23 protein-coding genes are annotated in these 24,885 nt (G+C 57.3%); 20 read left to right on the forward strand and 3 right to left on the reverse strand.

Going from position 1 to position 24,885, the window contains the following annotated elements:
* The first annotated feature begins 37 nt into the window (after window positions 1-37).
* From EFQ99_RS29400 to EFQ99_RS29430, 7 genes are all read left to right on the forward strand, one after another.
* On the forward strand, window positions 38-892 hold the full coding sequence (locus EFQ99_RS29400) for a branched-chain amino acid ABC transporter permease (RefSeq protein ID WP_164736462.1): 855 nt from the start codon (window positions 38-40) through the stop codon (window positions 890-892).
* 1 nt (window position 893) lies between these two features.
* On the forward strand, window positions 894-2,135 hold the full coding sequence (locus tag EFQ99_RS29405; RefSeq protein WP_126924673.1) for an ABC transporter substrate-binding protein: 1,242 nt from the start codon (window positions 894-896) through the stop codon (window positions 2,133-2,135).
* Window positions 2,136-2,242: 107 nt separating this feature from the next.
* The gene (locus EFQ99_RS29410) at window positions 2,243-3,931 is read left to right on the forward strand and encodes a branched-chain amino acid ABC transporter ATP-binding protein/permease (RefSeq protein WP_126924674.1); all 1,689 of its coding nucleotides are present in this window, start codon (window positions 2,243-2,245) and stop codon (window positions 3,929-3,931) included.
* A 2-nt stretch (window positions 3,932-3,933) separates the two neighbouring features.
* Complete coding sequence (locus tag EFQ99_RS29415) at window positions 3,934-4,626, forward strand: ABC transporter ATP-binding protein (protein WP_126924675.1); 693 nt, start codon at window positions 3,934-3,936, stop codon at window positions 4,624-4,626.
* Between the two features lie 25 nt (window positions 4,627-4,651).
* Complete coding sequence (locus tag EFQ99_RS29420; RefSeq protein ID WP_245441602.1) at window positions 4,652-6,160, forward strand: amidase; 1,509 nt, start codon at window positions 4,652-4,654, stop codon at window positions 6,158-6,160.
* 150 nt (window positions 6,161-6,310) lie between these two features.
* Complete coding sequence (locus tag EFQ99_RS29425; RefSeq protein ID WP_126924677.1) at window positions 6,311-6,736, forward strand: Rrf2 family transcriptional regulator; 426 nt, start codon at window positions 6,311-6,313, stop codon at window positions 6,734-6,736.
* A 90-nt stretch (window positions 6,737-6,826) separates the two neighbouring features.
* Window positions 6,827-7,690 (forward strand): nuclear transport factor 2 family protein, encoded by an 864-nt coding sequence (locus EFQ99_RS29430; protein WP_208722837.1) that lies wholly within the window; start codon window positions 6,827-6,829, stop codon window positions 7,688-7,690.
* 97 nt (window positions 7,691-7,787) lie between these two features.
* On the opposite strand, the gene EFQ99_RS29435 is transcribed toward EFQ99_RS29430, so the two are convergent.
* Window positions 7,788-8,531, reverse strand: coding sequence for an AraC family transcriptional regulator (locus EFQ99_RS29435; protein ID WP_245441603.1), 744 nt, complete (start codon window positions 8,529-8,531; stop codon window positions 7,788-7,790).
* A gap of 146 nt (window positions 8,532-8,677) precedes the next feature.
* Between EFQ99_RS29435 and EFQ99_RS29440 the strand changes: the two genes are divergently transcribed.
* From EFQ99_RS29440 to EFQ99_RS29460, 5 genes are all read left to right on the forward strand, one after another.
* Entirely contained in the window at window positions 8,678-9,709 is a 1,032-nt protein-coding gene (locus EFQ99_RS29440) for a 1-aminocyclopropane-1-carboxylate deaminase/D-cysteine desulfhydrase (protein ID WP_126924678.1), read from the forward strand.
* 971 nt (window positions 9,710-10,680) lie between these two features.
* Window positions 10,681-11,907: a cytochrome P450 gene (locus EFQ99_RS29445; protein WP_126924679.1), complete on the forward strand. Its 1,227-nt coding sequence runs from the start codon at window positions 10,681-10,683 to the stop codon at window positions 11,905-11,907.
* Between the two features lie 9 nt (window positions 11,908-11,916).
* Complete coding sequence (locus tag EFQ99_RS29450; protein WP_126924680.1) at window positions 11,917-12,240, forward strand: 2Fe-2S iron-sulfur cluster-binding protein; 324 nt, start codon at window positions 11,917-11,919, stop codon at window positions 12,238-12,240.
* Entirely contained in the window at window positions 12,237-13,445 is a 1,209-nt protein-coding gene (locus EFQ99_RS29455; RefSeq protein ID WP_126924681.1) for an NAD(P)/FAD-dependent oxidoreductase, read from the forward strand. Before EFQ99_RS29450 ends, EFQ99_RS29455 begins: the two co-directional genes overlap by 4 nt.
* A 10-nt stretch (window positions 13,446-13,455) precedes the next feature.
* The gene (locus tag EFQ99_RS29460; RefSeq protein WP_126924682.1) at window positions 13,456-13,965 is read left to right on the forward strand and encodes a MarR family winged helix-turn-helix transcriptional regulator; all 510 of its coding nucleotides are present in this window, start codon (window positions 13,456-13,458) and stop codon (window positions 13,963-13,965) included.
* Window positions 13,966-13,999: 34 nt separating this feature from the next.
* Here the strand turns inward: EFQ99_RS29460 and EFQ99_RS29465 are convergent, their stop codons facing one another.
* Window positions 14,000-15,049 carry an AraC family transcriptional regulator gene (locus tag EFQ99_RS29465; protein WP_126924683.1) on the reverse strand — a complete coding sequence of 350 codons (1,050 nt, stop codon included), beginning with the start codon at window positions 15,047-15,049 and terminating at the stop codon, window positions 14,000-14,002.
* A 133-nt stretch (window positions 15,050-15,182) separates the two neighbouring features.
* Between EFQ99_RS29465 and EFQ99_RS29470 the strand changes: the two genes are divergently transcribed.
* From EFQ99_RS29470 to EFQ99_RS29480, 3 genes are all read left to right on the forward strand, one after another.
* Complete coding sequence (locus tag EFQ99_RS29470) at window positions 15,183-16,631, forward strand: APC family permease (RefSeq protein WP_126924684.1); 1,449 nt, start codon at window positions 15,183-15,185, stop codon at window positions 16,629-16,631.
* Between the two features lie 74 nt (window positions 16,632-16,705).
* Complete coding sequence (locus EFQ99_RS29475) at window positions 16,706-18,055, forward strand: aminotransferase family protein (protein WP_126924685.1); 1,350 nt, start codon at window positions 16,706-16,708, stop codon at window positions 18,053-18,055.
* Between the two features lie 100 nt (window positions 18,056-18,155).
* Entirely contained in the window at window positions 18,156-19,649 is a 1,494-nt protein-coding gene (locus tag EFQ99_RS29480) for an aldehyde dehydrogenase family protein (protein WP_126924686.1), read from the forward strand.
* A 97-nt stretch (window positions 19,650-19,746) separates the two neighbouring features.
* On the opposite strand, the gene EFQ99_RS29485 is transcribed toward EFQ99_RS29480, so the two are convergent.
* Entirely contained in the window at window positions 19,747-20,451 is a 705-nt protein-coding gene (locus tag EFQ99_RS29485) for a FadR/GntR family transcriptional regulator (protein WP_126924687.1), read from the reverse strand.
* Between the two features lie 53 nt (window positions 20,452-20,504).
* Between EFQ99_RS29485 and EFQ99_RS29490 the strand changes: the two genes are divergently transcribed.
* From EFQ99_RS29490 to EFQ99_RS29510, 5 genes are all read left to right on the forward strand, one after another.
* The gene (locus EFQ99_RS29490) at window positions 20,505-21,284 is read left to right on the forward strand and encodes a gamma-glutamyl-gamma-aminobutyrate hydrolase family protein (RefSeq protein WP_126924688.1); all 780 of its coding nucleotides are present in this window, start codon (window positions 20,505-20,507) and stop codon (window positions 21,282-21,284) included.
* 25 nt (window positions 21,285-21,309) lie between these two features.
* Complete coding sequence (locus EFQ99_RS29495) at window positions 21,310-22,161, forward strand: ABC transporter substrate-binding protein (RefSeq protein WP_126924689.1); 852 nt, start codon at window positions 21,310-21,312, stop codon at window positions 22,159-22,161.
* Window positions 22,162-22,244: 83 nt separating this feature from the next.
* On the forward strand, window positions 22,245-23,243 hold the full coding sequence (locus EFQ99_RS29500; protein WP_245441604.1) for an amino acid ABC transporter permease: 999 nt from the start codon (window positions 22,245-22,247) through the stop codon (window positions 23,241-23,243).
* A gap of 1 nt (window position 23,244) precedes the next feature.
* Window positions 23,245-23,988: an amino acid ABC transporter ATP-binding protein gene (locus EFQ99_RS29505; protein WP_126924690.1), complete on the forward strand. Its 744-nt coding sequence runs from the start codon at window positions 23,245-23,247 to the stop codon at window positions 23,986-23,988.
* A gap of 70 nt (window positions 23,989-24,058) precedes the next feature.
* A complete protein-coding gene (locus tag EFQ99_RS29510) occupies window positions 24,059-24,466 on the forward strand; it encodes a hypothetical protein (RefSeq protein WP_126924691.1) in 408 nt (135 codons plus the stop codon).
* Window positions 24,467-24,885: the final 419 nt, after the last annotated feature.

Consider the following 24,885-nt stretch of genomic DNA (forward strand, 5'->3'; position numbering starts at 1 on the left):
GCAAGAGGCTGGTGTGTGCTGATGGGGCGAAGGCGTGTTGGTTCAGTTGATCCTGGATTTTTTTTGGGCGTTTTCAGCGCTAGCGCTCATCGCGCTAAGCCTCGGGCTCATCATGGGGGAGCTCAAGATCGTCAACATTGCGCAGGGCGACATGGTCATGGTCGGTGCATACTGCATGTATGCAATGCGCGACATGCCGTTCGTTGCCGCGCTCGGGTTCACTATATTCATCGGCCTCTGCCTCGGTTTTATCCTCGAGCGCTTCGTGCTGCGATGGGTCTATCACCGGGGCTTCATAGCCACTTTGCTTGCGACGTGGGGCATAGGGCTTGTCCTGCAGCAACTAGTCTCGGTCGCCTTCTCCATATCCCAGAAGGGCGTCAACATGCCGGTGACGGCGTCGGTTGAAATCCTGGGTGTCACCTATCCCCTCTACCGTTTGTTTGCCAGCGCGGGCATGCTGATGACAGTCATTGTTGTCATTCTTCTTGTCTACAAGACAAACATTGGTCTGCGGATCCGGGCCTCCATCGACAATGTCGAGATGGCGTCGGTTCTGGGCATCGCACCGCAGCATGTGTTCACGCTCGTCTTTGCAATCGCATCAGCGATGGCACTCCTTGCTGGTGCTCTGATTGCTCCAACGCTCTCTATCACCCCGACTATGGGGTTGAGCTTCATCGCTCCGGCGTTCTTTAGCGTCCTGATTGCACGTCAAGGGTCCATCAAGGGCCCTATCATCGGAGCTGCGATCGTTCAATTGCTGCTCATAATCCTCAAATGGCAATTCCAGGTGACGATCGCGGAAGGAATTCTGTTGGCGTTGCTTGTGATCATCGTGACTATCTGGCCGCGCGGCATAACGTTGAAATTAAAAAAAAGGGGAATATGACATGAAACTTATAAGATCTGATATGACTGGGTCCAGCAGTATCTCGCGGCGCGGCTTATTGAAGGGAGCTGTTGGCACCGCTGTGATGGCTGGGGTTAACGGAACTTGGACGAGGCCCTCTCTCGCCAGCGGGTTCACGGCAGACCGCTCTTTAAAGATCGGCTTCATTGCACCACTTACGGGTCCGATCTCGCCCGAAGGGGAAGCGATGCGACGTGGGCTGGAACTCGGGCTGGCCAAGATTAATGCCATTGGAGGACTGGGTGGAAAGCCGGTCGAGATGGTTACCCAGGACAATCAGTCCCAGCCATCTATGGCGAGCATGATCGCCAAGAAGTTCATCCAGCAAGAAAAGGTAGATCTAGTCGTCGGCACCGTAACGTACGACGAGACAACTGCCGTCCGCGGGATCGCTTCGATTTATCGCACGCCCTTTGTTCAGTTGGAAGCGGGCAACTATGCAACTGCCGCGACCAAGGCCGACAGCTGTGGCGGAAGCATGATTCCCCTCGGCGAAACCGTTTCGCAAATGATCGATCCGATCATACCCTTCATGACGAGTCGTTTCGGCAAGAGGTGGGCTTTTGTGGGCAGCGACTATCAGTTCCCGCGGGACTATACGAATTATGCCAAGACGAAGCTCACCGCGGCCGGCGGCACGGTCCTGGCAGAAGAGTTTGCTCCTTTGGGTACGGGAGACTGGTCCAGTGTCATATCGAAGCTTAAGGCGGCCGGGCCCGACGTGGTGCTTTCCAGCGTTGTCGGCGGCGATGCGATTGCCTTCATCAAGGCCGCGGAGAGTCTCGGCTTTCTGGTGAAGACGAAGGTCACCGGAATTTCGCTGCAGCCCGAATTCTATCCTGCGCTTGGCAGTGCCATTGATGGCCAGTTCACAGTGGCGAGGTACACGCCCGAAATCAGCAACGAACGCAACGCTGAGTTCGTCCGGCAATATAAGGAGGCATATGGCGAGGGACCTATACCGTCGGTCGCGTCATCAGCATTCGACTGCTGGAACTTCATTGCAGCGGCAATCGAGCGCGCCGGATCATTCGATGCCGCCAAGGTCCTCCAAGCCTTTGATAACCTCGAAGTGCGGTCGATCCTCAGTGAGGGTGCGCTCAAGGTCGCCCCAGCATCTCGCGGGGTCGATTACCCCATGTATGTCTGCGAGATCCTGCCGGGGGGAACCTGGAAGATCGCGGAGAATGCAGGCGTTTTGCCCTCTGGGCTGACCTGCTGACCGGTCGAGACGTGCTGTAAATTGTGCCAGCCAATCCCGAACCACGGCATCGAGATTCTCGACCAGTCTATTGCCGGTCGTTTGGGGTGTGCAATCGGGTAGATGAAATGGTCACCATGATGCCTAAACTAATGTCCAACGGGGGCTATACTGCCGTGCTTGGGGCTTCGGTGCTTGCCTTGGTCCCTTTTTTAGTCGGCCCCTTTCAAGTCGAACTGGTGGCCTTGGCGCTGCTGTACGGTCTGTTTGCCTTCGGCCTTGATGTCGCATGGGGTCGAGCGGGTATAGTGACGATCGGGCAGGCGATCTTCTTCGGTTGCGGGGCCTATGGCATCGGGTTGGCAGCCAAGTCAGACATCTGGGCGGGCTGGGGTGTTCTCGGGGCGCTCGCGGTCTCATGCATCGTTGCCGCCGCCATTGGGGGGGCGGGATTGCGGCGCGCTTCCAGCCCATCGACAATGGCCGTGCTGACACTGGCCATGGCATTGCTCGCCGAAAAGATAGCCATAACATGGGTTGGCGTTACAGGCGGTAGCAACGGTCTGTTTGTCGCCCCACCAAGCGACGCAAATCTATACTATTGGAGTGCGCTTGCGCTGATCACGTTGGTAGTTCTCGCCACCAAGATGTGCGTCTTCGACCGTAGACTTGGGAACCGCCTGACGGCGATCAGGCTCAACGAGCAGCAGGCCGAACATCTGGGTATCGGCACCCATTCAACACGTGTTGTCGCCTTCGTGATCGGCGCCGCTATCGCGACGCTCGCAGGAGCGATGGCAGCTCCTCTCATCACCACCGTCACGCCTGATAGAGTCGGCATCCTGTTGTCGACGCAGGCGCTAGTCTGGGTGGCACTGGGTGGCCGAGGAACCTTGGTTGGACCCTTCGCGGGCGCCCTCGTTGCAGTCTACGGTCAGGACGCTCTGGCAGGTTCGGTCGGGGACTATTATCTCCTCATTCTCGGTGTCCTTTTTGTGCTCAGCGTCCTCTTCATGCCGCGCGGTATCGTCGGCCTGTTCGAAAAAGGTGAGTATGTCGCTCCAATTAAGCCGCCGGACTTCCGCAAGCCACGATTGGCTCAGGACACAGCCACAACTGATATCTGTCTTGAGACGCGTGATCTTGTTGTGTGTATGGGCGGATCGGCCATCATCAACAAGCTCGACTTATCTATCCGGTCCTCCGAGATCGTGTGCATCATCGGACCGAACGGTGCAGGCAAGAGCACCATGCTCAATGCCATCTCCGGGCAATTGCCGTCGAGCAACGGCACAATCCTCCTGAGGGGCAGTTACGTGACTGGAACGTCTTCGAGCACGAGAGCACGCGTCGGGCTGTCACGCACATTTCAGGTGCCAAGCCTATTTCCAGAACTCACTGTCGGCGACCACATGGCGCTTGCGCGGCAAGAGGGAAGCGCATGCGACGTGCAGCCGGAGCGCTATCGGAGACTGGAGCAGATGCGCGGAGACGTGCCCGTAGGAAAGCTATCCCTCGGTGAACGCCGCATGCTCGAAATCTCCATGGCTTTGGCAAGGCGACCGGACTTGCTTCTGCTTGACGAGCCGGCGGCCGGGCTGGCTCGTAATGAATCCGAACTGCTCGTTGAGGATCTGAAAGAGCTGCGACAGGGGACCGGATGCGCGATCGTTTGCGTGGAACACGACATGGAACTCGTGAGGAAGCTCGCAGACAGGGTCATCTGCCTGCATCAGGGCCGCATATTGAAAGAGGGAACGATGGATCAGGTTTCCGCTGATCCCGACGTTCGACGCTCCTATCTCGGACAGAGGTGACAATGTTGCTCGACATTAGGGAACTCTCTGGGGGCTACAAGGACATAGAGATCGTCAATGAGGTTTCGCTTACCTTGGACGAAGGTGAAACTCTGGCGCTACTTGGCCGCAACGGAACGGGTAAAACGACACTCCTCAGGATGATCATGGGCCTCGCCGATCGAAGCCGCGGTACGATCTCAATTGACGGAGTTCCCCTGCCACCGCGGTCGCCGGCGGCACTATCCAGGGCAGGCGTGACCTTCCTACCCGACACGCGCGGCGTCTTTCCACGCTTGACCGTCGACGAGAATCTTCGATTGGCCAGAATGAACGCATACCGGCGCTGTTCGCTTGACGTCTTCTCTTATTTTCCTGACTTGGCGTTGCGCTCTCACCAGTTCGCTGGGACGCTTTCTGGTGGCCTCCAGCAGCAGGTTGCGATTGCACGTGCATTGATGACGGGCTCCCGGCTGATCATTATCGACGAACTGACCCAGGGATTGCAGCCGTCAATCGTCGAATTGCTTGTCGATGTCCTTGTCGCGGTGTCGGCCCAACAGGGCATAGCGCTGCTTCTCGTCGATCAAAACCCTCAACTGGCCATGAGCATCTGCAGGCGGGTCATAGTTCTGGATCATGGCCGTCCCGCGATCTCGGGCAACTCCTCAGTGCTTTCGGCAGATCCCCGGCTGACGGATCTCCTGATCGTCTGACCCTCTAAACGAAATGGAGCCCAACGTGAATCCCAAAGACAGCGGAACGACCAGATCGGGCGTTTTCCAAACAGCGACCGAGATGCTAGGGCAAATGCGCAGCGGACAGATAAGCGCGGTCGAATTGCTCGACTTGCATCTCGACCAGGTGTGCGCTGTAAATTCCGAAATCAATGCGATCGTGGCCTTCGATGAGGACAGAGCCAGACACCAGGCAAGACTGGCCGACGAGGCGCGCTGCCGTGGTGAGGACACGGGCAGCCTGCACGGACTGCCTATGACAATCAAGGACGTCTTCAGCGTCGTTGGCATGCCCGTCACCGGAGGCCTGCCGCATCTATCCGGTTACATGCCAGAGAGTGACTCGGAGGTCGTCACCGCCCTTCGCGAGGCCGGCGCCGTCATTTTCGGTAAGTCAAACGTGCCAGAAGGCGCAGGTGATCATCAATCCTACAATGCGATCTATGGCTCGACCAACAATCCCTGGGATCTTGCCAGGACGCCCGGCGGATCTTCAGGCGGAGCCGCGGCCGCGCTTGCCGCGGGCATGACACCTCTTGAAATCGGCAGCGACGTCGGAGGGTCAATACGATGCCCGGCGCACTTCTGCGGCGTTTATGGCCACAAATCAAGTTATGGCGTGGTACCCGTGCAAGGTCATGTCCCGCCAGGTCCGAATTCTCTGCGCAAAGCCGAAATGCTGGTTGCGGGACCGATGGCGCGGGATCCCCACGATCTCGAACTTCTGTTCAACGTCATTTCACGGCCCAAGGACAGCTCGCGTGATGCAAATCATTGGCCTCTTCCTGAAACCCGCCACCAGCGGCTTGAAGACTTCCGGGTTGCCGTTTGGCTCGACGAAAAAAGCTACCCCGTCGATACCCGATATGGCGACACCATCGAGGGACTGGTAGAAGATCTCAAGAGGTTGGGTGCGAATGTCCGAGCCGCACGACCCGATATAGATCCCTCCGCTTCCCAAAGTACTTATTTCAAGACGCTGTTCGGCGAGTTTTGCGCAAGCGCGCCACAGAAGATCTACGATGCCAGCATCGCAGCACGAGAGGCAGTTGGCGGTGATCACGGCCCTTACGGGGAGTGGATCGCCGCCGCCACGACACAAGCTTTGAGGACCTGGCAAGGCCATCTTGAGCATCGCGAACAGATGAGAAGAAAATGGGCGGCCTACTTCCGTGAGTTTGATGTCCTGATCTGCCCCGTCATGTCGACGGTTGCCTTTCCACATGATCATCATGGTGCGGATCATGTAGAACAACTTGCACGGACGATTGAGATCAGCGGCGAAAAGCGGCCCTATCTTGATAATCTCCTGTGGCCGGGGGTCGTCACCGTCGCAAACTTGCCTTCAACCGTCGTGCCGACACGTCGTTTCGTCGACGGGCTGCCCGCTGGAGCCCAGATTGTCGGCGATTTCCTCGAAGATCGCACGACCCTTCGCTTTGCTCAACTCCTCCATGACAGGCTCGGCGGCTACGAGATGCCACCGAGGTGGAGACGGGACCAATCCCACTAGGTCTGTTTCATGCGGCGTGAGCGCTCAAACTCAGCAGCGGAATTGGCAGCCTGACAGATGTCGCTTCTTAGATTGATCGAGACCGTGTATCGGCGAGCTCCCTTGCGCACATGCAATGTGTGCCTGTATAAGGCACACATTGAGGACCCCATGAATACGCGCTTTGCAGTTGCCACGCACATCCTGACCTTTCTTCAGTCTCAGGAGGGGTCCCCTGCATCGTCAGAGCTAATCGCATCGAGCGTGAACACCAATCCGACGGTCATCCGGCGGCTCCTTTCCCAACTGACCAAGGCAGGGTTGACGATTTCCCAGATGGGAAGCGGGGGCGGGGCATTGCTGGCGCGCTCGGGTTCCTCGATCACGTTGCTCGACGTGCATCGGGCAATCGATGAAGACTTCACGCTTTTCCCGCTGCACCAGGAACCCAACCCTCAATGTCCGGTCGGGCGGAACATCAGCAAGGTCCTGCGCGGTCGTCTTGCCACGGTCGAAACCGCGATGGAACACGAGCTCTCGCGCACGACCATCGCTGATCTCGCCACCGATATTTTAGACATCAAGTCAGCCGGGTGAACGAAATCCGTTTTTTCGCCGAGCACGGCTTTACATTAATATGTAACACAGTTAGATACATATTATATGCTACAGAAATGGTTACATATCATGGAAACCACATTCCCACGCCGCCTCGTGCTAGCGATGGCGGCAATCCTCCCCCTCGGAGCTAGCCTGCCGGTTATCTCCGCTCATGCAACGGAGATCCAAATGACCCACCAAGAAAAGCAGGTCGTCGACCTTCTCAAAGCTATCGAAACCGGTGCGGCCGAGCCCGTCGGCGTGATCAATTCTGATAAGTACATCCAGCATAATCTTGGTGCGGCCGACGGCTTGAAGGGCTTCGGAGAACTGCTTGCTGCCCTTCCGAAGGGGGCGGCCAAGGTGAATACTGTGCGAGTGTTCCAGGACGGCGATTTCGTTTTCTCCCACACTGACTACGATTTCTTCGGACCGAAGATCGGTTTCGACATCTTCCGCTTCGAAAATGGCAAGATCGTCGAACATTGGGACAATCTTCAAGAAACGGCCGGCCCTAATGCCAGCGGCCACACGATGATCGACGGACCAACGGAGGCGAGGGACCTCAACAAAACAGAAGCCAACAAGACGCTAGTTGCAGCCTTCGTCGATGACATTCTGGTCAACGGCCGGATGGAAAAGCTCACGGGCTATTTCGACGGCGACAACTACACACAACATAACCCGCAGATCGGCGACGGCTTGTCTGGTCTTGGCGTAGCCCTGAAGGCGATGGCCGATGCCGGCGTCACCATGAGGTATGTCAAGGTCCATAAGGTGCTCGGCAAGGGCGATTTTGTCCTGACGGTCAGCGAAGGCACATTCGCGGACAAGGCAACATCGTTCTACGACCTCTTCCGGGTTGAGAACGGCAAGATTGCCGAGCACTGGGATACGATCGAAACCATCCCAGCCCAGGTAGAATGGAAAAACCAGAACGGCAAGTTCTGACATTTCGCGGGGGCTTCGGCCCCCGTTCGACATTTGATCCCTGTTGGTTCGAAAGACGACGCCTGTCGACTGCCCGGCCTAAAATGGCATCCTCGGTTCACCGGAACCCCTCATCCTCCTCCCGCAAGCTACCTCGGAATGCGTTCGGCGTCGCACCAATCGCCCCCTGGAACATTGCAATGAATGCCGAGGTCGTGCTGTAACCCAGCTTGTGTCCGACCGTTTGAACGGAAAGGCCGTCCGAAAGCATGGCAATTGCCCGGGAGAGGCGAAGCCGCTGTCGCCACTTCACGAAGCTCATCCCAAGATCGCGTTTACAGCGCCGGGCCAAGGTGCGTTCCGTGCTGTGAACGTGGCTTGCCCATTCCTCAAGAGAGCGGCCGTCGCCGGGGTTCTGACAGAGGGATTCCAGCACCTGCTTCAGTGCGCGATCTTCCGACAGAGGCAGGAAGCTCTCGAGATGCGACCCTACACTTAGCTGATCGACCAGAACGCGCATCAACCGGGCATCATCTGCAGTTCCAGGCTCGCCTATCCCACGCCTTTTAAGGTCTAGGAGGATCGCTTTGGCGATGGGCCCGACGGAGAGAACACTGGCCTTACGCGGCAGGCGGTCGCAGAGTCTCTGTTCGATGTCTAGCAAGAGGTATGAGGTCTCGTGGCCGGCCCAGGCCAGATGTTCGGTCTCTGGCGGCAGCCACACGCCGAAATCGGGCGGTGCCGCGTAGCGGCTTCCCTTCACGGTGAGCTCGATGACGCCTGCGACGGAGTATACGAATTGACCCCAGCTGTGCCGATCCATCGGGAAAGAGGTGACTTCGGCCAATTGTACGATCTTCATGGCGATCGACTCCGGCGGAAGCGTTTGATCGCTCCCCGTGCCATTCCCGCCAGTCATTTTGTCAGAAGCCACGTATCTACTGTCCGGATTTCAGTATCTGTCCTTGTGTATAGGGTTCTCATCTGACGATGTGTAGAGGATTTTGGATGACTACTCTGGAAACGCTTAAAGGTTTGCCTCGCCTTGATCTGCGCGGGTTTGTATCGCCAGTACAGCATCTCGAACGCTTCAGTGAGGCGATCGGTGTCGAGGTTTGGTGCAAGCGGGACGACATCGGCTCCGTCGGTCTCGCCGGCAACAAGGTCCGCAAGCTCGAAGTCGAACTGGCCCACGCTGTGGCGAGCGGCGCAACGCACCTGGTTGCGGAAGGCTCGCGCCTTTCCAATGCTACGCGTGCAGTTGCCGCGGCTAGCGCAGTCCTCGGGCTTAAATGCACGCTGCTCCTTTCTCATGATGAGCCGCACGAGCCTGTTGGCAATCTAATGCTCGATGGCCTCTTGGGCGCGGACCTTCGATTTGTCGGCAATGTCAGTTGGCTTGAACTTGCACGGCAAGCAGAGACAGTTGTCCGCGAACTCGAACAATCCGGGGAGCGAGTCTATCGGCTGCCGATAGGATGTGCTTCTGAACGAAGCTGCCTAGGGTTTGCTCTGGCGTACAACGAACTGCGCGAACAAATGCGTGAGCACGGGCGGACTGTCGGGACAATCGTTCACGCGAGTTCCTCGGGCGGAACCCACGCCGGGCTAGTCCTTGGAAATGCACTCCATGGTTTTGAAAGCGAAATCCGCGGCGTTGTCGTAGCAGAAGACGTTTATCCCGATGTGGTTGGCACATATCTTTCGCACGCCCGCGGTGGTGCTCGCCTGATAAACGCAGATCTTGAGCTGACACGCGATCATATCAACATTACCGAGGCCTATCTCGGCGATGGGTACGGGCTACCCGCCACCGGCGTATATGAAGCGATCGACTTATTGGCAACGACAGAGGGCGTGCTAGTCGATCCCGTCTACAGCGGCAAAGCTGTCGCGGCGATCATAGATTTGGCTTCGAAGAACGAGCTGAAAGGCCCCGTCGTCTTCTGGCATACAGGAGGATATCACGCGCTTTTCGACCCTCGATATGCAAAGCGCATCTGGTCGGCAATCGACAGGCTATCCGATGTAGCATTGTGATATGCAGCTACATTAGTTGATGGGAAAAAGTCATGGCCTTGTTTTCACGCCGGAGTCCACGGCTCGCATCAGGTCGAACGGACGAAGCTGAGGGTGGATCCACATCCCCGCCTTCAATGCATGGCTGATGCCCACCGCGCTTCTGATGAAGCGGTTACTGCTTGTCCAGGATTGGAATCCCCTGAAGACACCGTCGCCTCGGCATAACCGAGTGCGGCGGATACGCGCTTGTCGCGAGATGGTTTGGCCGCAATTCCCCTCTTAAAGGGCGTGTTTCACGCTTTGCGAACCTTTTGAAGTCCAAAGTGAAGCCCATCAGATCGCTCTGGTCATTGACGGCCTGCCCGCCGGTGAGCCAGAAGCCTGGCAAAAGAAGCGCTTTGCGGCATAGAGATCGCGCTTCACAATGAGCGGCAAGTCGCCCGGACTTCTTTGTTTGTCGATGGGACGATACAGAAACAGCCACTAGCCGACGGACACCGACGTAGGTCTCGCCGGTCCCGCGCAACGGGGCCAGCGGAGCTGGGCAGCCGCCTCTCGATTGTCGGAGCGTAGGCTGGGACTGGTTTGCAGTCGGCCTCAAAGGCGCGCGATCTCAGCGAAGCGAGATGGAACGTAGTTGCCGGCTCTGACTAGGTCCTCATGTCGCCGACCGCATCTAAGTTGACATCGCAACTCATATGTCTTAACTATCGTGTTGTGATCGCAACTCGTGCAGGAGGAGACAGCACGATGCGGTTCGAGAGAGTCGGCGTTTGTATTCGTTGTCCACCGCATCGACTGCGCGGTCGTCACCTAGCCAACGACTCGGGCTCCTGCTCTGGCGACACAGCCGACGAAGGCGGTCGTTCAGAGCCGACGTTCCATCGAATAAACACTTAAAGTTGCCGGGCCTGTCGAGGCACGCCCGGTGCAGTGCATCCACGCACGCGCACAACTTAGGGACAGGTTGCAAATCAGGGAGGAAGTTCATGCCGCTAGTTGAAGGCCACACTGCCGTTGAATGCCCGAAAGGAATTCCGCTTTGGGATATCGACCCCTATGACGAAGACATTTTAAGGGACCCGCACGAATATTATACCGAACTGAGGCAAAAAGGGCCCCTCGTCTACATCCCGAAATACTCGGTTCTTGCTAGTGGTACCTTTGCCGTCACGCGCGAGATATTCTCCGACTGGCAGCGATTTGTCAGTTCGCGCGGCGTCGGGCTCACGGATTTTGGCCTCGTCGAGCCATGGCGCCCGCCCAGCATCATTCTTGAGGTCGATCCGCCCGCGCACACGCTAACCAGAGCCGTGATGGCTCGGGCGCTATCGCCGAAAGCGGTTATGCAGCTAAAGGAGGATTTTGCGCGATCGGCTAAGGATTTAATTCGCCGACTCCTCGACCGTGGCGCCCCGTTCGATGCGGTCGTCGACCTTGCGGAAGCCTTCCCGACAGATGTTTTCCCGCGCGCCGTCGGCCTTCGCGAACGTGATGCTCGACGAATGACTGACTATGGCGCGATGGTATTTAATGCCCTTGGACCTGACAACCACTTGCGTCGGGACGCACTTGCAAAGGCCGCCGATATAGTCCCCTGGATCACGAACCAATGCTCCCGTGAAAAGCTCTTGCCGGGAGGCTTTGGTGAAGCAATCTATGCTGCATCTGACGCCGGAGAGATCACACCAGAACAAGCGGGCATGCTTGTCAGATCCTTGTTGTCGGCCGGCGTGGACACCACCGTTACTGGAATCGGAAACGCACTATGGTGTCTCGCAAACAATCCGGATCAGTATGCTCTTCTTCGCGAAGACCCGTCCCGCGCCCGCGCAGTTTTTGAGGAAGCGCTGAGGTTGACGTCCCCCGTTCACACCTTCTGTAGAACGGCTGCTGCGGATACCGAGGTCGCCGGTACTAAGATCGCGGAGGGCACCAAAGTCCTTTGTGTACTTGGTGCTGCGAACACTGATCCCGACCATTGGGATGACCCCATGCGTTTCGATATTTCGCGCAAGGTAACCGGTCACATGGCCTTTGGCGCCGGAATACACGGATGTGTCGGACAGAACGTCGCCCGAGCGGAGGGAGAGGCCATTTTATCGGAACTCGCCAAAGCCGTTCGATCTTTAGAGCTGGTCGGTGCGCCAGTCTGGCGACCGAACAATGCAATCCGGGCGTTGGACAAGTTGCCGGTCCGCTTTCTTGCAGCATAGGGGGAGACCATGCCTGTAGTTGTATTTGTAACCGCCGACGGTCGCCGCATCGAATGTGAAGGGCAATCTGGGGACACAGTCATGCACGTTGCAGTGGCGAACGGCGTTGAGGGCATCATTGGCGAATGTGGTGGATCCATGATGTGCGCCACCTGTCATTGTTTTGTCGATAGTGAGTGGATTGCGCGCGCGGGCTCCCGCAAAGACGGCGAAACCGACATGCTGGAATGTGCCGCCGTAGCTCCACGCAGCACAAGCCGACTATCCTGTCAGGTCCGCTTGAATGAGGAAATGGATGGACTGATCGTCCATCTGCCGGAGATGCAAATATGAAGCGACGTGTCCTTATTATCGGTGCCGGCCAGGCGGCAGTACAGGCGGCGGTTAGCCTTCGCACCGAAGGCTTTGACGATGAGATCGTCGTGCTCGGCGATGAGGGGCGTTTGCCTTATCAACGCCCCCCACTGTCAAAGGCCTATTTGTCGGATGGTCGCGAGGATATCCTTGCGCTGCGGCCCTCGGGATTCTGGGAAAAGTCGCACATATCGATTGAGCCGGATCGACCGATAATCGCCGTCGATCGCATGGAACGAGAGGTGATTGACTCCAAAGATAAGCGATTGTCATTTACCCATCTAATCTTTGCCACAGGCGCCCGCGCTCGTACCCTGGCGCTTCCCGGAGGTGATTTGCACGGCGTTCTCAGCCTGCGAACCGTGGCTGACGCCACGCGCCTTCGAACAATGCTTGATTGCCACAAACGGATTGTTGCGATCGGTGCTGGTTTTGTAGGGATGGAGACAGCCGCCGCTCTTGCAGGGCTCGGGCATCAAGTCACCGTTGTGGAAGCAGGTGAGCGATGTCTTGGGCGAGCGGTTTCAGGTATTACCTCCGAAACTCTGGCGGACGGTCTGCGACAACGGGGGGTGGATTTACGCCTCTCCGCTCAAATCGAGCGCATTGTTGGAAGCGAAGGGATCGTGTTTGGTGTTCAACTGCGTGACGGCCCGATTATCCCTGCTGACATAGTTCTGATCGCAACCGGCGCACAACCAAATGACCAACTGGCCGCCGCGTGCGGCCTCGATACGACGATTGGAATATGTGTTGATTCTCATTTGCGGACATCCGACGACGGGATCTTTGCCATCGGCGACTGCGCGTCGTTCGACTGCCCCCGCGAAGGCAGAAACTTGCGCCTGGAATCGGTGCAAAACGCAAGCGACCACGGCCGCAGTGTTGCACTGTCGATTTTAGGCAGGCCGGTTCCTCATGATCGTCGACCATGGTTCTGGTCCGACCAGGGAATGTGCAAGCTGCAGATTGCGGGACTTGCGCTGCCTCACGACGATACTCATACCGTCCTATCAGGCGGAAAAATTGCTGCATTTCGTTTTCGCCGGGAAAGGCTTATAGCAGTCGAGACCGTCAATGATCCGGCCGAGCATATTAAGGCTCGCAAGATTCTCGCAGCTGGTCCGGGGCCAACCTATGATGATCTGAAGGCTGCGGGTTTCAGCTTGGGAGGGCTGGCCTAGAGGAACCCGTGTGACCGAAGAGATATTGGAAAGCAGAAAGACGAGAATTTCAAGTCCGGTGAAGTTGGGGCCTCACGACAGGACAGTGCTCGATCTTGAAACCTACGTTCCCTACTTCCTGTCATCCATCAATAATGCCCTAACCCGCAAAGCGTCTGACACCTACCTTGAAAAATTCGGAGTCGGCATTGTCGCGTGGCGAACAATGTCAATGCTTGCCGCAGAGCCCGACATTCCAGCGGCGAGAATCTGCGATTTCGTGTCTCTTGATAAAGCTGCAGTCAGTCGAGCGCTGACAACGCTGAACGATCAGGGACTTGTGGAAAGCAACCAAGCATCCGAAAGCGATCCACGCCGGAGAAACTGGCGCTTGACGTCAACGGGCTATACCCTCCACGACAACATTCTTGCCATAGCCGTAAGGCGCGAAGAGCAGCTCATTGCTGGCGTCGATCCAGAGGAGCTGGAGGTTTTTCTTCGGGTGATCCGTCAGATGCGATTAAACGTCGAAAAGCTGTGATTGGCGGGCAAGAAGCGCTACGCTACTCGAGACGCTAAGATCGCGTCCTGCTTCCGCCGGGACGCACTGGATTATACCCGGTCCAGGATTTGAACGCTCGAGCGAATATCAACGGTTCAGCATAGCCGAGTGCGACCGATATCTCGTCCATCGTCATGTCTCCTCTGCTGAGATAATTCTCGGCCATCCGCTTCCTGTGCTCCTGCAGTATTTCGCGGACAGTCGTTCCTTCTTCTTCCAGCCTTCGCTGCAGGCTCCGTGCAGTCATCCGCATTTCCTTGGCGAGGTCAGGGATTGCAACGCTGGAAATTCCCAGTTTCACATGGATGAGTGCCAGAACCTGCTCGGCTGCGGAAAGCTCGCTATTGCTTGCGACGACGAGAGTCCCGAGGTGCTGGTTCAAAATACTTATCAGCTCCCGATCTTCCTTTCGATGCTGCTGTTCGGCTTCCCGGGGATCCACGACCATGGAGTTGTGAGTCTGCCCGAAAAAGACGGGCGCATCAAACAAACGTTCCAGGAGTCGGTCTTGACCGTTTGACAGGTGTCTAAAGCGGACCTCCAAAGGCTTCCACTTTTTGTCGAAGGCCGTCCGTATTTGGCTGCAGATGCAAGCGAGTGTAAACTCGTTGTCTTGCCTGAACAGGTTCTGGTCGAAGGGCGCACTATGCACATCATAGCTGCATACCAATCCGTCGGCGGAGCTTTGCAACGAGAAGCTCGACCCCGTCTGGAAGGCCGGCGCGTACCGACAGAAGTGGCCAAGCGCAGAGCCTATTGACCCAGCCTGCATCAAGATCAGGCCGATCGGCCAAAAGTCTCCTGGCCGCAAATTCATTCCCAATCGTGCCCCTAGAACTGGGTCCGACAAGGTTGCTGATGCATCTTCGAAGAATGCTAAATAATCAGAGAGATCGACAGTTGCGTAAGGATTGCCAAGCCGCGCATCCGAAAGGTTGTGACGCTTGAGGAGGGCATTCAGCCGGTCGCCCTCGCCAGCCAATCCCTGGATGATAACCTGCAGGACAAAGACGCGGATCAGCGCGTTTTTGCGGTCCAAACCTTTCAACGTTAGCTCAGGCACATCGTGTCCTCCGTCGCGGGCCCTGGCGCAAATTATCGCAATTTTGTCACAAACCGCAATAGACCTGACCGGAGCGTAGTCCCAAACTCCAGACCTAGAATAGAACCATAAACGGGAACTTCGGAGGTTTATCATGGGAAGCTCGGTCGCTGAGAAGCGTTCGCTCGCGTCCAATTCAATTGGTGTGGCGCATATTGTCTTTTTCGTTGTGGCGGCTGCGGCCCCTATGGCTGCGGTTGTAGGAGCTACGCCGCCGGCCTTCGCTTTCGGAAACATCGGCGTGCCCGGGGCGTTTCTACTCGTCGGGATTCTTTACCTGATCTTCTCTGCCGGATTCACTGCGATGGCGAGGAGTGTCAGTAGCGCCGGTGGCTTCTATACTTATATCTCTCGGGGCCTCGGACGCCCCCTTGGCGTGGCCGGCGCCTTTCTCGCCATCGCCACGTATTTCACAATCCAGATCGGCATTTATGCCTCGCTGGGCCTGTTCGCGCACGCAGCGCTTGCGCCGCTCGGCGTCGGTGTGCCCTGGTGGGTATGGTCACTCCTAGTTCTTCTTATCGTTTCCTGGTGCGGCCAACGACACATCGTATTTTCCGGACGTCTCCTCGGCTTCTGCATGATCGCCGAGCTATTGATCCTGAGCCTCTTTGCGGTTGGGGTCATAATCCACGGTGGCGGTCCCGAGGGACTGACGACGGCAGGCTTGAAGCCAAGCGACATTTTTTCACCGGGCATTGGTGTAACTCTCGTTTTCGTGGTCAGCGCCTTTATCGGCTTTGAGGCAACGGTAATCTTCGGTGAAGAAGCTTCCAATCCTGACAAGGCGATACCGCGTGCCACGATTGCGGCCGTCACGATCATCACCCTCTTCTACGCGCTCGTCAGTTGGGCCGTAGTCCAATATTATGGCGCGTCGAGCGTCGCCGCCAAGGCGAACGCATCGATGGAGTCATTTTATTTCAGTGCTATCGCCGGAACACTTGGCGACTGGTCCATCGTTGCCATGAACATGTTGCTGCTGACGAGCTTCTTTGCCTGTCTCCTCTCCTTCCACAACACACTCAACCGCTATTTCTTTGCTCTCGGTCGGGATGGTCTCCTGTGGGCAGGTTTTGCTCGCATCCATCAAAAGCATGCGTCGCCCCATGTCGCCGGCCGCATTCAGGCAGTCTTGGTTGCGGCTATCCTGATCGGGTTTATGCTGATCAATGCCGATCCCTATGCCGTCGTCTTCTCCTGGATGGTCGCATTCGCGGGTATCGGAATTCTCGCGATCCAGGTCCTGGTCTCGATTTCGATCATTGCGTATTTCGCCAAACTGCCAGGCGAACACTCGGCGCTGCGTGTATTCGTTGCTCCTGCGATAGCCGGCCTCGCTCTTACGGCTGCATTCGTACAGGTGTCCCGAAACCTTCCGCTGCTCACAGGAAGCGAAAGCGTGATCGTGACGTTGTTTCCGGCATTCGTCATAGTCATCGCCGCGGCAGGTGTAGTGACCGCGCTGCGCATACGTCGGACAAATCCGGCACTGTATGACCGGCTGGACAAAACGTTCGCAGCGGCCACCGCTGAAGCATGATCCAACGAGATCTCAACGCAATTGCCCGTCGCGCTCGCCGACGTGCGGCAAATTTCAACATGGGAGTGAAAACAATGAGTGACTATGAGCGCCTGCGTCAGCTTGATTCCAAGCACATGATCCATACCTTTCTGCCGCTGGAGACGCGGGACCGAACCATCTTCGTCAAGGGCAAAGGGTGCAACCTGTGGGACGTCGCCGGACGGGAATATCTTGATATGACGGGCGGTCTGTGGTTGGCCCAGATCGGTCATGGGCGTCCCGAAATGGCGGAAGCCGCTGCCAAACAGATGTCAACGCTCGAATATGCAACCGCCTTCTGGGAGTTTTCCAACGACAAGGCGATTGCCCTGGCTGCAAAACTCGCGACCCTCAGCCCGACGGGCCTCGATGTTGTATATTTCACGTCCGGCGGTTCGGAGAGCAATGATGCCGCGATCAAGACCGCGAGGCTTTTCCATGCCCACCGCGGCGAGCCAGAGCGTACCTGGATCCTCTCTCGCAACGATGCCTACCACGGCCTTGCCTATGGGGGCGGCACGGCAACCGGCTTTGACGGATTGAAGGCCGGCGTTGGGCCAGGTATCGGACATGTACACCATCTCACTCCTCCCAAGCCCTTCCAGACGTGGCGTTATAATGGGCAATCCACAACGGATTTCTGTATCGCCGAACTGGAAGCCACCATCGCCCGAATTGGCTCAAAGAACATTGCTGCCATGATCGGAGAGCCTGTGATGGGTGTCGGTGGCATGGTCATCCCGCCCGACGATTACTGGCCGCGTGTCGCACAGGTCCTTCGCAAGAACGGGATCCTGTTGATCCTTGATGAAGTCGTAACGGCTTTCGGCCGTATCGGCTCGTGGTTTGGCGCAGACAAGTACAATGTCAAACCCGACATCCTGGTGACGGCGAAAGGGATTTCGAGCGGCTACATTCCGCTCGGTGCAGTTCTGATGACCCGCGAGATAGCCGACGCGGTTTGCGAAGGCCATGGCTTCCCGGTTGGATACACCTACAGCGGACATCCGGTTGCCTGCGCGATCGCCCTCGAAAACCTTCGGATTCTCGAGGAGGAACGGCTTGTCGAGCGGGCCAACGTCATGGGGCAATACTTCTCCGACGGCCTTCAACGGATCAAGGATCTTCCTAGCGTTGGAGAGATCCGGCATGCTGGTCTCGGCATCGCCATTGAACTTGTGGCCGACAAAAAGACAGGCCAGCCTCTTCCCGATAACGTAATTCCTGACGTCATCAAGCGAGAGTCCGGCGTCATCGTCAGAATGGCCAACGAGAACGTGCTGGTTATGTCTCCGCCTCTCGTCATCACGGAGAGCGAGGCGGACCGCGCTATCGAAGCAGTCTCCAGCGTCCTGGAACGTGTCCGTGCAGACGGGTCGATTTCCAGCGCCGCGGCAGCCTGAGCATCTGCAAACAGAGGTCGAACCAAGGGGTGAGACAACCCCTTGGAAGTCGCGCCGGCAGAGCCGCGCTGGGCGATTATTCAAAAAGGAGGAGCACGAAATGTTTTATTGGAAAAGTATCGAAGAGAACTCATCGCCGCCTGAACAGAAGCTGTTCATCAATGGCCTCTGGGCACGTCCGTCGGGTTCCGCGTACTTCGAGGATCAGGATCCCACCTCCGGTCGAACCATCGCGATGATCGCAGACGCGACGCCGGCAGACATCGAGCGCGCTGTCACCGCGGCCGCTGCTGCCCAGCCGGCCTGGGAGGAACTATCCCCCACGGATCGCTCGTCCTTCTTTTACCGTGCTGCCGAGTTGTTCTCTGAGCGTCGTGACGAGTTTGTTCGAGCACTCATCGCCGAGACCGGATCAACCTTTGGAAAAGCGATGTACGAATGCTCGCTCATTCCGGTCGCTTTGCGTGAGGCGGCTGGGCTGACGACACGAGAGATTGGAGAAACGCTGCCCTCCAACGCTCCGGGACGCATCAATCGCACCGTCCGGCGGCCGCGTGGCGTCATCGGGGTCATTTCCCCATGGAACTTCCCTCTCTACCTCTCTTTGCGCGGTTTTGTCTATGCACTCGCACTTGGCAACACGATCGTTCTCAAACCATCCGCCGACAGTCCCATTTCAGGCGGACTGATGTTGGCGCAGCTCCTGTCGGATGCCGGCTTTCCACAGGGAGTATTCAACGTGCTCACGACGGGGCGCGAAGGGTCTCCCCACGTGGGAAGCACCTTCGTAAACGACAGGAGGGTCGCGGGCATCAGTTTCACCGGATCGACCAATGTCGGGCAGCAATTGGCGGTCGACTGCGCTCGCAAGTTCAAACCCGTCATGCTCGAACTCGGGGGCAAGAATTCGCTTGTCGTTTTGGAAGACGCCGATCTCGACCACGCCGTCGATCTGGCATTCTTCGGCTCCTACCTGCATCAAGGGCAGATCTGCATGTCCACCGACCGGGTTATCGTCGCAAAGACCATCTACGACGAGTTCGTCCGAAGACTGGTTGACAAGGTCGGAAAGTTCGCTCCCTGCCCCCCTGACGATCCCCATTCCGTCATTGGTCCCATCATCAATGCTCGTCAACTCCAGCGCATCGAGGCACTGGTTGACGAAGCACGCGACGCTGGCGCCGTCGTATGCTGTGGAGGGAAAGCGGGAGCCCCCTTCTATCAGCCGACCGTCCTAACCGGTATCACGCAGCAGATGCGCATTTGGTACGAGGAGATTTTCGGACCTGTCACCTGTGTGGTGCCGGCTGATGACACGGAACATGCTATCGAACTGGCGAACGACAGCGACTACGGACTGACGGCGGCCATTGTCACTGCCGACGCGCAGGCCGGCGAGCTTCTTGCCGAGCGGATCAATGCCGGAATGGTGCATGTGAATGCTTCGACAGTCCACGATGAACCGCATTGCCCGTTCTCTGGAATTGGAGCATCGGGCGGAGGCGGAAAATGGGGCCCCAAGGGCGCCATCGAGGCATTCACGGTCCAGCGTTGGATCAGCACACAGCGCAGGAAAGCTGTGTTGCCGTTCTAGCCTCGAACACCGCCTCGATAACGGAGTGCAGGCCGGCGGTGAAAACCACCGTCGGCCGGCTCCGGTGACCGTTTTTAATTGGATGACCAAGCTCAAATTATACCAATAGTGCAGCCCAGTTAAATGTGTCCTCAGCATGACGGATCATCGCTTCCCGCGCTTGCGCAGCTTGCCCGGCCTCTATGGCTCGGATTATCGGACCATGATCATATGAGGCCAGTTTGCGGCTTCGAACGGGGCGATCGGTCGACAGTATGACGTCTGTCAGAGCAACTTGAAGCTCCATTTCCGCCCTCACCAGCCGAGATGAACCCGACGCTTCGGCAATGGCGACATGCAGCCTGACGTCGGCAAACCGCAGCTCAGGAAACTGCACCTCCGACGAGCTATACTCCTGTTCTGCGGACCGGATCTGCGATAGGCGATCGGGCGTCGATCGTTCGGCGGCCAGAAAGCAGGCCTCACCCGAAACGGCGCGCCTCCAGTCTGTGAGGTCACGCAGCAGAACTTTGTCCAGCGGGGCTTTCCTCGCTGCTTCGGTCAGGCGGTCTCCCACGTCGTCTGCGACGAAATTTCCCCCGTGTCGTCCCCTCACTGTCATCAACAGGCCCATGTCGCGCAATGCCGTCAGCGCCGCCCGGACAGTCATCAATGCGATGCCGAAACCTTGCGCCATTTCCGCTTCGGACGGCAACTGGGCGCCGGGTCGGAGTTCTCCGCTGACGATCGCTTCGTGCACGCGCTTTGCCACGAGGCTGGGTGTCGAAACAGAAGCGACACTGCGCGGGTCGACAAATTTCATTTGACCTCTAGAGTTTAGATGTTTAGCATTTTGCTTAGATAGTAGGGATGGTCATGACAAAAGCAACCCTTTCATACCCGGAGCCTGACGACGTTGGTGCACTTCAGATTCTCGTCGCTGGCTCCTTAATGCCACCCGGCGCGAGCGACACTCTGAAAACCGCATTGACGTGTCTGGCCGACAACGTCCTTAGCGAGCTCGCCGCATGTGGAGCGAACGGCTCGTTTCTGGAAACTTCCTGTCCGGGCAACAAAGCGGCAGCGCTGCTCGACGGCAAACAAGGTTTGCTTGTGCTTGGAGGGGCCGACGCTGATCCCAGTTGTTACGGACAGATGGCCACGTCCGACACCATCTACGGCTTGAATGTTGAAGTGGACAAGTTCGAACTTGATCTGATGGCATCGGCTCAAGCACACGGCATTCCCGTTCTTGGGATCTGCCGCGGCATGCAGTTGATGAACGTTTTGCGCGGCGGCGACCTCGTCCAGGACATAGGCTCCGACACGATCCATGTCGGCAACGACGAAAACTCGGTGATGGTTTCACATCTCGTGCAGATTGCAGACGGTTCCCGGCTCTCCAGCATCTATGCCGACAAGCAAATTTCCGTTCAGTCCGCGCATCACCAGGCCGTGAACCGGGTCGGTAACAGACTGACCATCGCCGCGCAGGCCGGCGACGGCCTTGTCGAGGCTCTGGAGAACGCCGGCGACCATTGGATGGTTGGTGTGCAATGGCACCCCGAGGCGCCTAACGCCTCAAAACAGGATTTCCGATCGCTGATTGAGCATTTCCTTTTGGCCGCCGGAGATCGAGCACGTTCACGGCACTGACTTAGAAACTCCATGGGAGGAACACATGAAACATAAGCAGATTCTCGTAGCAATGATGATTGCAGTCCTAGGCGCCGGCCATGCTCTCGCCGATGGCTCGGCTCCATCCTATGGCAAGTGCGCGCCCATGGGGTCTGCAGGATCATTGAACCTTGCCACCGACCAGCCGGATACCTTGATCGTCGCCACGGTCCTGCCTAACCCTGGCTGGTACAACGGCATGTCACCAGCCTCCACCCAGGACGGTTTCGAATATTGCATGGCTGCCGAGATCGCTCACCGTGCGGGCCTCAAGAACCTTAAATTACTTAATCTTGCTTGGGACCAGTACATATCCGGAACCGCCAGAGGCTACGATGTCGCGATTGCTACAACGACGATCACCGAAAAGCGCAAGCAAATATTCAATTTTTCGCAACCCTATTTCAACTCAAACCTCGGTGTTGCCGTCAAGGCCGGCACTGACGTCACGGCATCAAACATCCGATCGAAGCACATCGGCGTCATTCAAGGCAATATGGGGTCGGACTGGGTCATCAACACATTGAAGCCGAGCCGGCAGCCCGCGCTCTATCAAACACAACCCGATCTGGTGAATGCACTGCTAGCCGGACAGGTCGATGCGATAATCTCGGACACGACGTTGGTTCTCTCAGCGACTGCCGGCACGAAAGGCGCGGCCGAAGTCATAGGCCAGTATGACGTCGAACAGGGTTATGGAGCAGTCACACCGAAGAACTCGAAAAATTCTGCCGCGATCGACAATGTGATTGGCGACATGATGAAAGATGGCACAATTGCCGCCTTGTCCGCCAGTTATCTCGCCCCGCTCTTCGGGAAAGATCCAAACAGTGTGCCAGTGTGGCAACTGCCTTGACAACAAAAGGATCTCCCATGCCACGGCTTAGCCCCGCTCCGCGCGCAGTGCCGCTTGCCTCCACCGCGCTCGGAGTTTCCCTGGTGTTACTGTTCACGATCGCCGCACTCGGGGGCGCTGTCAGGAATGGTATCACGGATCCTGATTTGAAGACGGTCAGCCTATGGCTGATCGTCGTTGCCATGGCAGCAGGAGCGCTGGTACTGCTTATGGCATGTTGGTCGATGACCCTGGCACTGCGCGCAAGCCGTCAGACGCGCGCCGATGACGTTCTGGCAGCGCGCTCCTCCGCGGCCGCCTCGCGCCAAGACGCATTGATCGCATTTGGCTTCACTCTCGCAGTACTTGCCGTTTTCTGCTTCTTGCAGCTGCTGTTGCAGAATGATGGCAAGCTCCAGCAGACCTTCCTCCAATGGCAACTGATGCGCGAAAGCGCTGTTGACGTGCTCCAGGCTTTCGCCGTCAACGTTAAGCTGGCGCTTATCTCGCAGATTTTGGTGCTGGTAATCGGGTTGGTCCTTGCCGTGGCACGCATGGCTCCCGGGAAGGCCGGCGCTCCGATCCGCTTCATGGCTGTTGCCTATATCGACCTTATGCGCGCAGTACCGGCGATCATAGTGCTCTATCTTATCGGGTTTGGTTTGCCTCTGACCAACTTGCCTGTCCTTGCAAGCCTGTCCCCGGACTGGTTCGCAATCATCGCTCTGACGCTCACATACAGCGCCTATGTTGCGGAAATCTATCGCTCGGGGATAGCTTCCATTCATCCGTCGCAATGGTCTGCCAGCCGCTCCCTTGGCTTCAGTTACATTCAAACGCTCCGATGGTTCATCTTGCCTCAGGCCATCCGCCTCGTCGTCCCGCCGCTCCTGTCAGCATTTATCGCCCTCCAGAAGGACACGTCACTCGTCAATGTTATCGGAACACTGGATGCCTTCAACCAGGCGAAATTCTACGCCTCTTCCAGCTTCAATCTATCCTCGGTGTCGGTCGTTGCGATTGTGTTCGTCGTCCTCACCATACCGCAGACCCGCTACGTCGATTGGAGACTAGCGCGGGCCAACAAGCGCTTGAGAGGTTGAAATGGCATTCATCCAAATCGATGACCTTCGAAAAAGCTACGGCGAGCACGAGGTTCTGAAAGGTATCAACCTAGAGGTCGATCGGCACCAAGTCGTCACTCTGATAGGTGCTTCGGGTTCAGGAAAGAGTACTCTGTTGAGGTGCCTGAACGCACTGGATCCAATCGACAATGGACAAATACGAGTTGACGACGACGTTGTTTCCGGGCCCGGCGTTGACCTGAACAAGCTTCGTCGCAAAGTTGGCATGGTGTTCCAGTCTTTCAACTTGTTCCCACACCTGACTGTCGAGGAGAACATCGTCACCGGGCCGATCAAGCTCCTGAAACAATCGCGCGAAAAGGCACGGGCGCGAGCTGTAGAGTTACTTGAACGGGTCAATCTGGGGCATCGCGCGAAATATTACCCGGACCAGCTATCAGGTGGCCAACAACAGCGGGTTGCGATCGTGCGTGCGATCGCGATGGAGCCGGAGGCCCTGTTGTTGGACGAGATTACGTCTGCACTCGATCCAGAACTTGTCGCAGAGGTTCTCGATATTCTTCGTGATCTGGCGACGGAAGGGATGACGATGATCCTCGCTACCCACGAAATGCAGTTTGCAAAAGAAGTCTCAAACCTCGTCGTTTTTCTAGAGCAAGGCAGGCTCCTCGAGGCCGGACCACCGGCACAAATATTCGGTTCGCCGACACAGGAACGGACGCGCGCATTCCTGAAACAAATCATCGAGGCGGGGCGTCTTTAAACGTGGCGCCACTGGGGAAGTTTGGTAACGCTGTCCTTTGTGGCACCATCCAGTGCGCTTGGTCAGTTTGGTGCTGGTTGAAGTCTCGTCGATAAAGATGAGCCGAGCTAATGCTTTGTTGAAGAAGCGTCGGCGTCGCTCGATCTACAGGTCACGGGCGCGCGCGATCTCCGGTCGCAGTTGTTCGGTAGCCATCAGGGCTTTTCTGATTGCTCAGCCCAAGCCGTTGGAGAAACCGGCCAATCGGGGCGCGATGGACCATCACACCGCGCCCCGCCAGTTCGGCGCACAATTCGTTCAGCGTCACATCGCCATTGCCGGCAACATGCGCGGCAATCCACTCGCTATGCGCCCTCAATTTACCACCGCCTGGGGCATGACCTGCGTGGCCGGCGCGACAGAGCCCTACAACCGCTGCAGGATCATCATCTTGCTGACGAACCGCGGTGAAACCCTCCCTCCTTCCATGGCCAGGTGAATCAGTCTTCAATGGAATCCTTAATCACGTAAGCTGCGACACGCTCTAGTCGCTTCGCTCTACGGGCGATGCCCCGATGAATGTCGGATGATGAGTTACGGCGGAATAGTGACGTCCTTGCGAATCCGGCGACCGTCGAGCTGTGCATGGCCATCGACGGGCATGTTGCAATGCAGAGACAGGGAACAATTGCGGGTCGCGTTTTCGGCGTTCCCTCCGTCGAGATCTCTACGATAGCGGCAGTGGGCGGTTCAATCGCCGAATGGATGATGGCGGAATAGTTCACGTCGGTCCGAAGAGCGCAGGACCCGAGCCCAGACCTGCTTGTCATGGGCGAGGCGGAACGCTTCCCACATAGACGGATGCCAACCTCGTTCGAGGCCTTCTCGACAAGGCGACCTTTGGAGGCGGTCATCTTA

Source organism: Rhizobium vallis (assembly GCF_003985155.1).
Classification (GTDB): domain Bacteria; phylum Pseudomonadota; class Alphaproteobacteria; order Rhizobiales; family Rhizobiaceae; genus Rhizobium; species Rhizobium vallis.

Coding starts and splice junctions, on each gene's coding strand:
- EFQ99_RS29495 (WP_126924689.1), top strand. CDS start 21,310: ATGAAACATAAGCAGATTCTCGTAGCAATGATGATTGCAGTCCTAGGC.
- EFQ99_RS29430 (WP_208722837.1), top strand. CDS start 6,827: ATGGAAACCACATTCCCACGCCGCCTCGTGCTAGCGATGGCGGCAATC.
- EFQ99_RS29410 (WP_126924674.1), top strand. CDS start 2,243: ATGGTCACCATGATGCCTAAACTAATGTCCAACGGGGGCTATACTGCC.
- EFQ99_RS29445 (WP_126924679.1), top strand. CDS start 10,681: ATGCCGCTAGTTGAAGGCCACACTGCCGTTGAATGCCCGAAAGGAATT.
- EFQ99_RS29490 (WP_126924688.1), top strand. CDS start 20,505: ATGACAAAAGCAACCCTTTCATACCCGGAGCCTGACGACGTTGGTGCA.
- EFQ99_RS29435 (WP_245441603.1), bottom strand. CDS start 8,531: ATGAAGATCGTACAATTGGCCGAAGTCACCTCTTTCCCGATGGATCGG.
- EFQ99_RS29405 (WP_126924673.1), top strand. CDS start 894: ATGAAACTTATAAGATCTGATATGACTGGGTCCAGCAGTATCTCGCGG.
- EFQ99_RS29450 (WP_126924680.1), top strand. CDS start 11,917: ATGCCTGTAGTTGTATTTGTAACCGCCGACGGTCGCCGCATCGAATGT.
- EFQ99_RS29475 (WP_126924685.1), top strand. CDS start 16,706: ATGAGTGACTATGAGCGCCTGCGTCAGCTTGATTCCAAGCACATGATC.
- EFQ99_RS29440 (WP_126924678.1), top strand. CDS start 8,678: ATGACTACTCTGGAAACGCTTAAAGGTTTGCCTCGCCTTGATCTGCGC.
- EFQ99_RS29505 (WP_126924690.1), top strand. CDS start 23,245: ATGGCATTCATCCAAATCGATGACCTTCGAAAAAGCTACGGCGAGCAC.
- EFQ99_RS29455 (WP_126924681.1), top strand. CDS start 12,237: ATGAAGCGACGTGTCCTTATTATCGGTGCCGGCCAGGCGGCAGTACAG.
- EFQ99_RS29470 (WP_126924684.1), top strand. CDS start 15,183: ATGGGAAGCTCGGTCGCTGAGAAGCGTTCGCTCGCGTCCAATTCAATT.
- EFQ99_RS29425 (WP_126924677.1), top strand. CDS start 6,311: ATGAATACGCGCTTTGCAGTTGCCACGCACATCCTGACCTTTCTTCAG.
- EFQ99_RS29415 (WP_126924675.1), top strand. CDS start 3,934: ATGTTGCTCGACATTAGGGAACTCTCTGGGGGCTACAAGGACATAGAG.
- EFQ99_RS29485 (WP_126924687.1), bottom strand. CDS start 20,451: ATGAAATTTGTCGACCCGCGCAGTGTCGCTTCTGTTTCGACACCCAGC.
- EFQ99_RS29480 (WP_126924686.1), top strand. CDS start 18,156: ATGTTTTATTGGAAAAGTATCGAAGAGAACTCATCGCCGCCTGAACAG.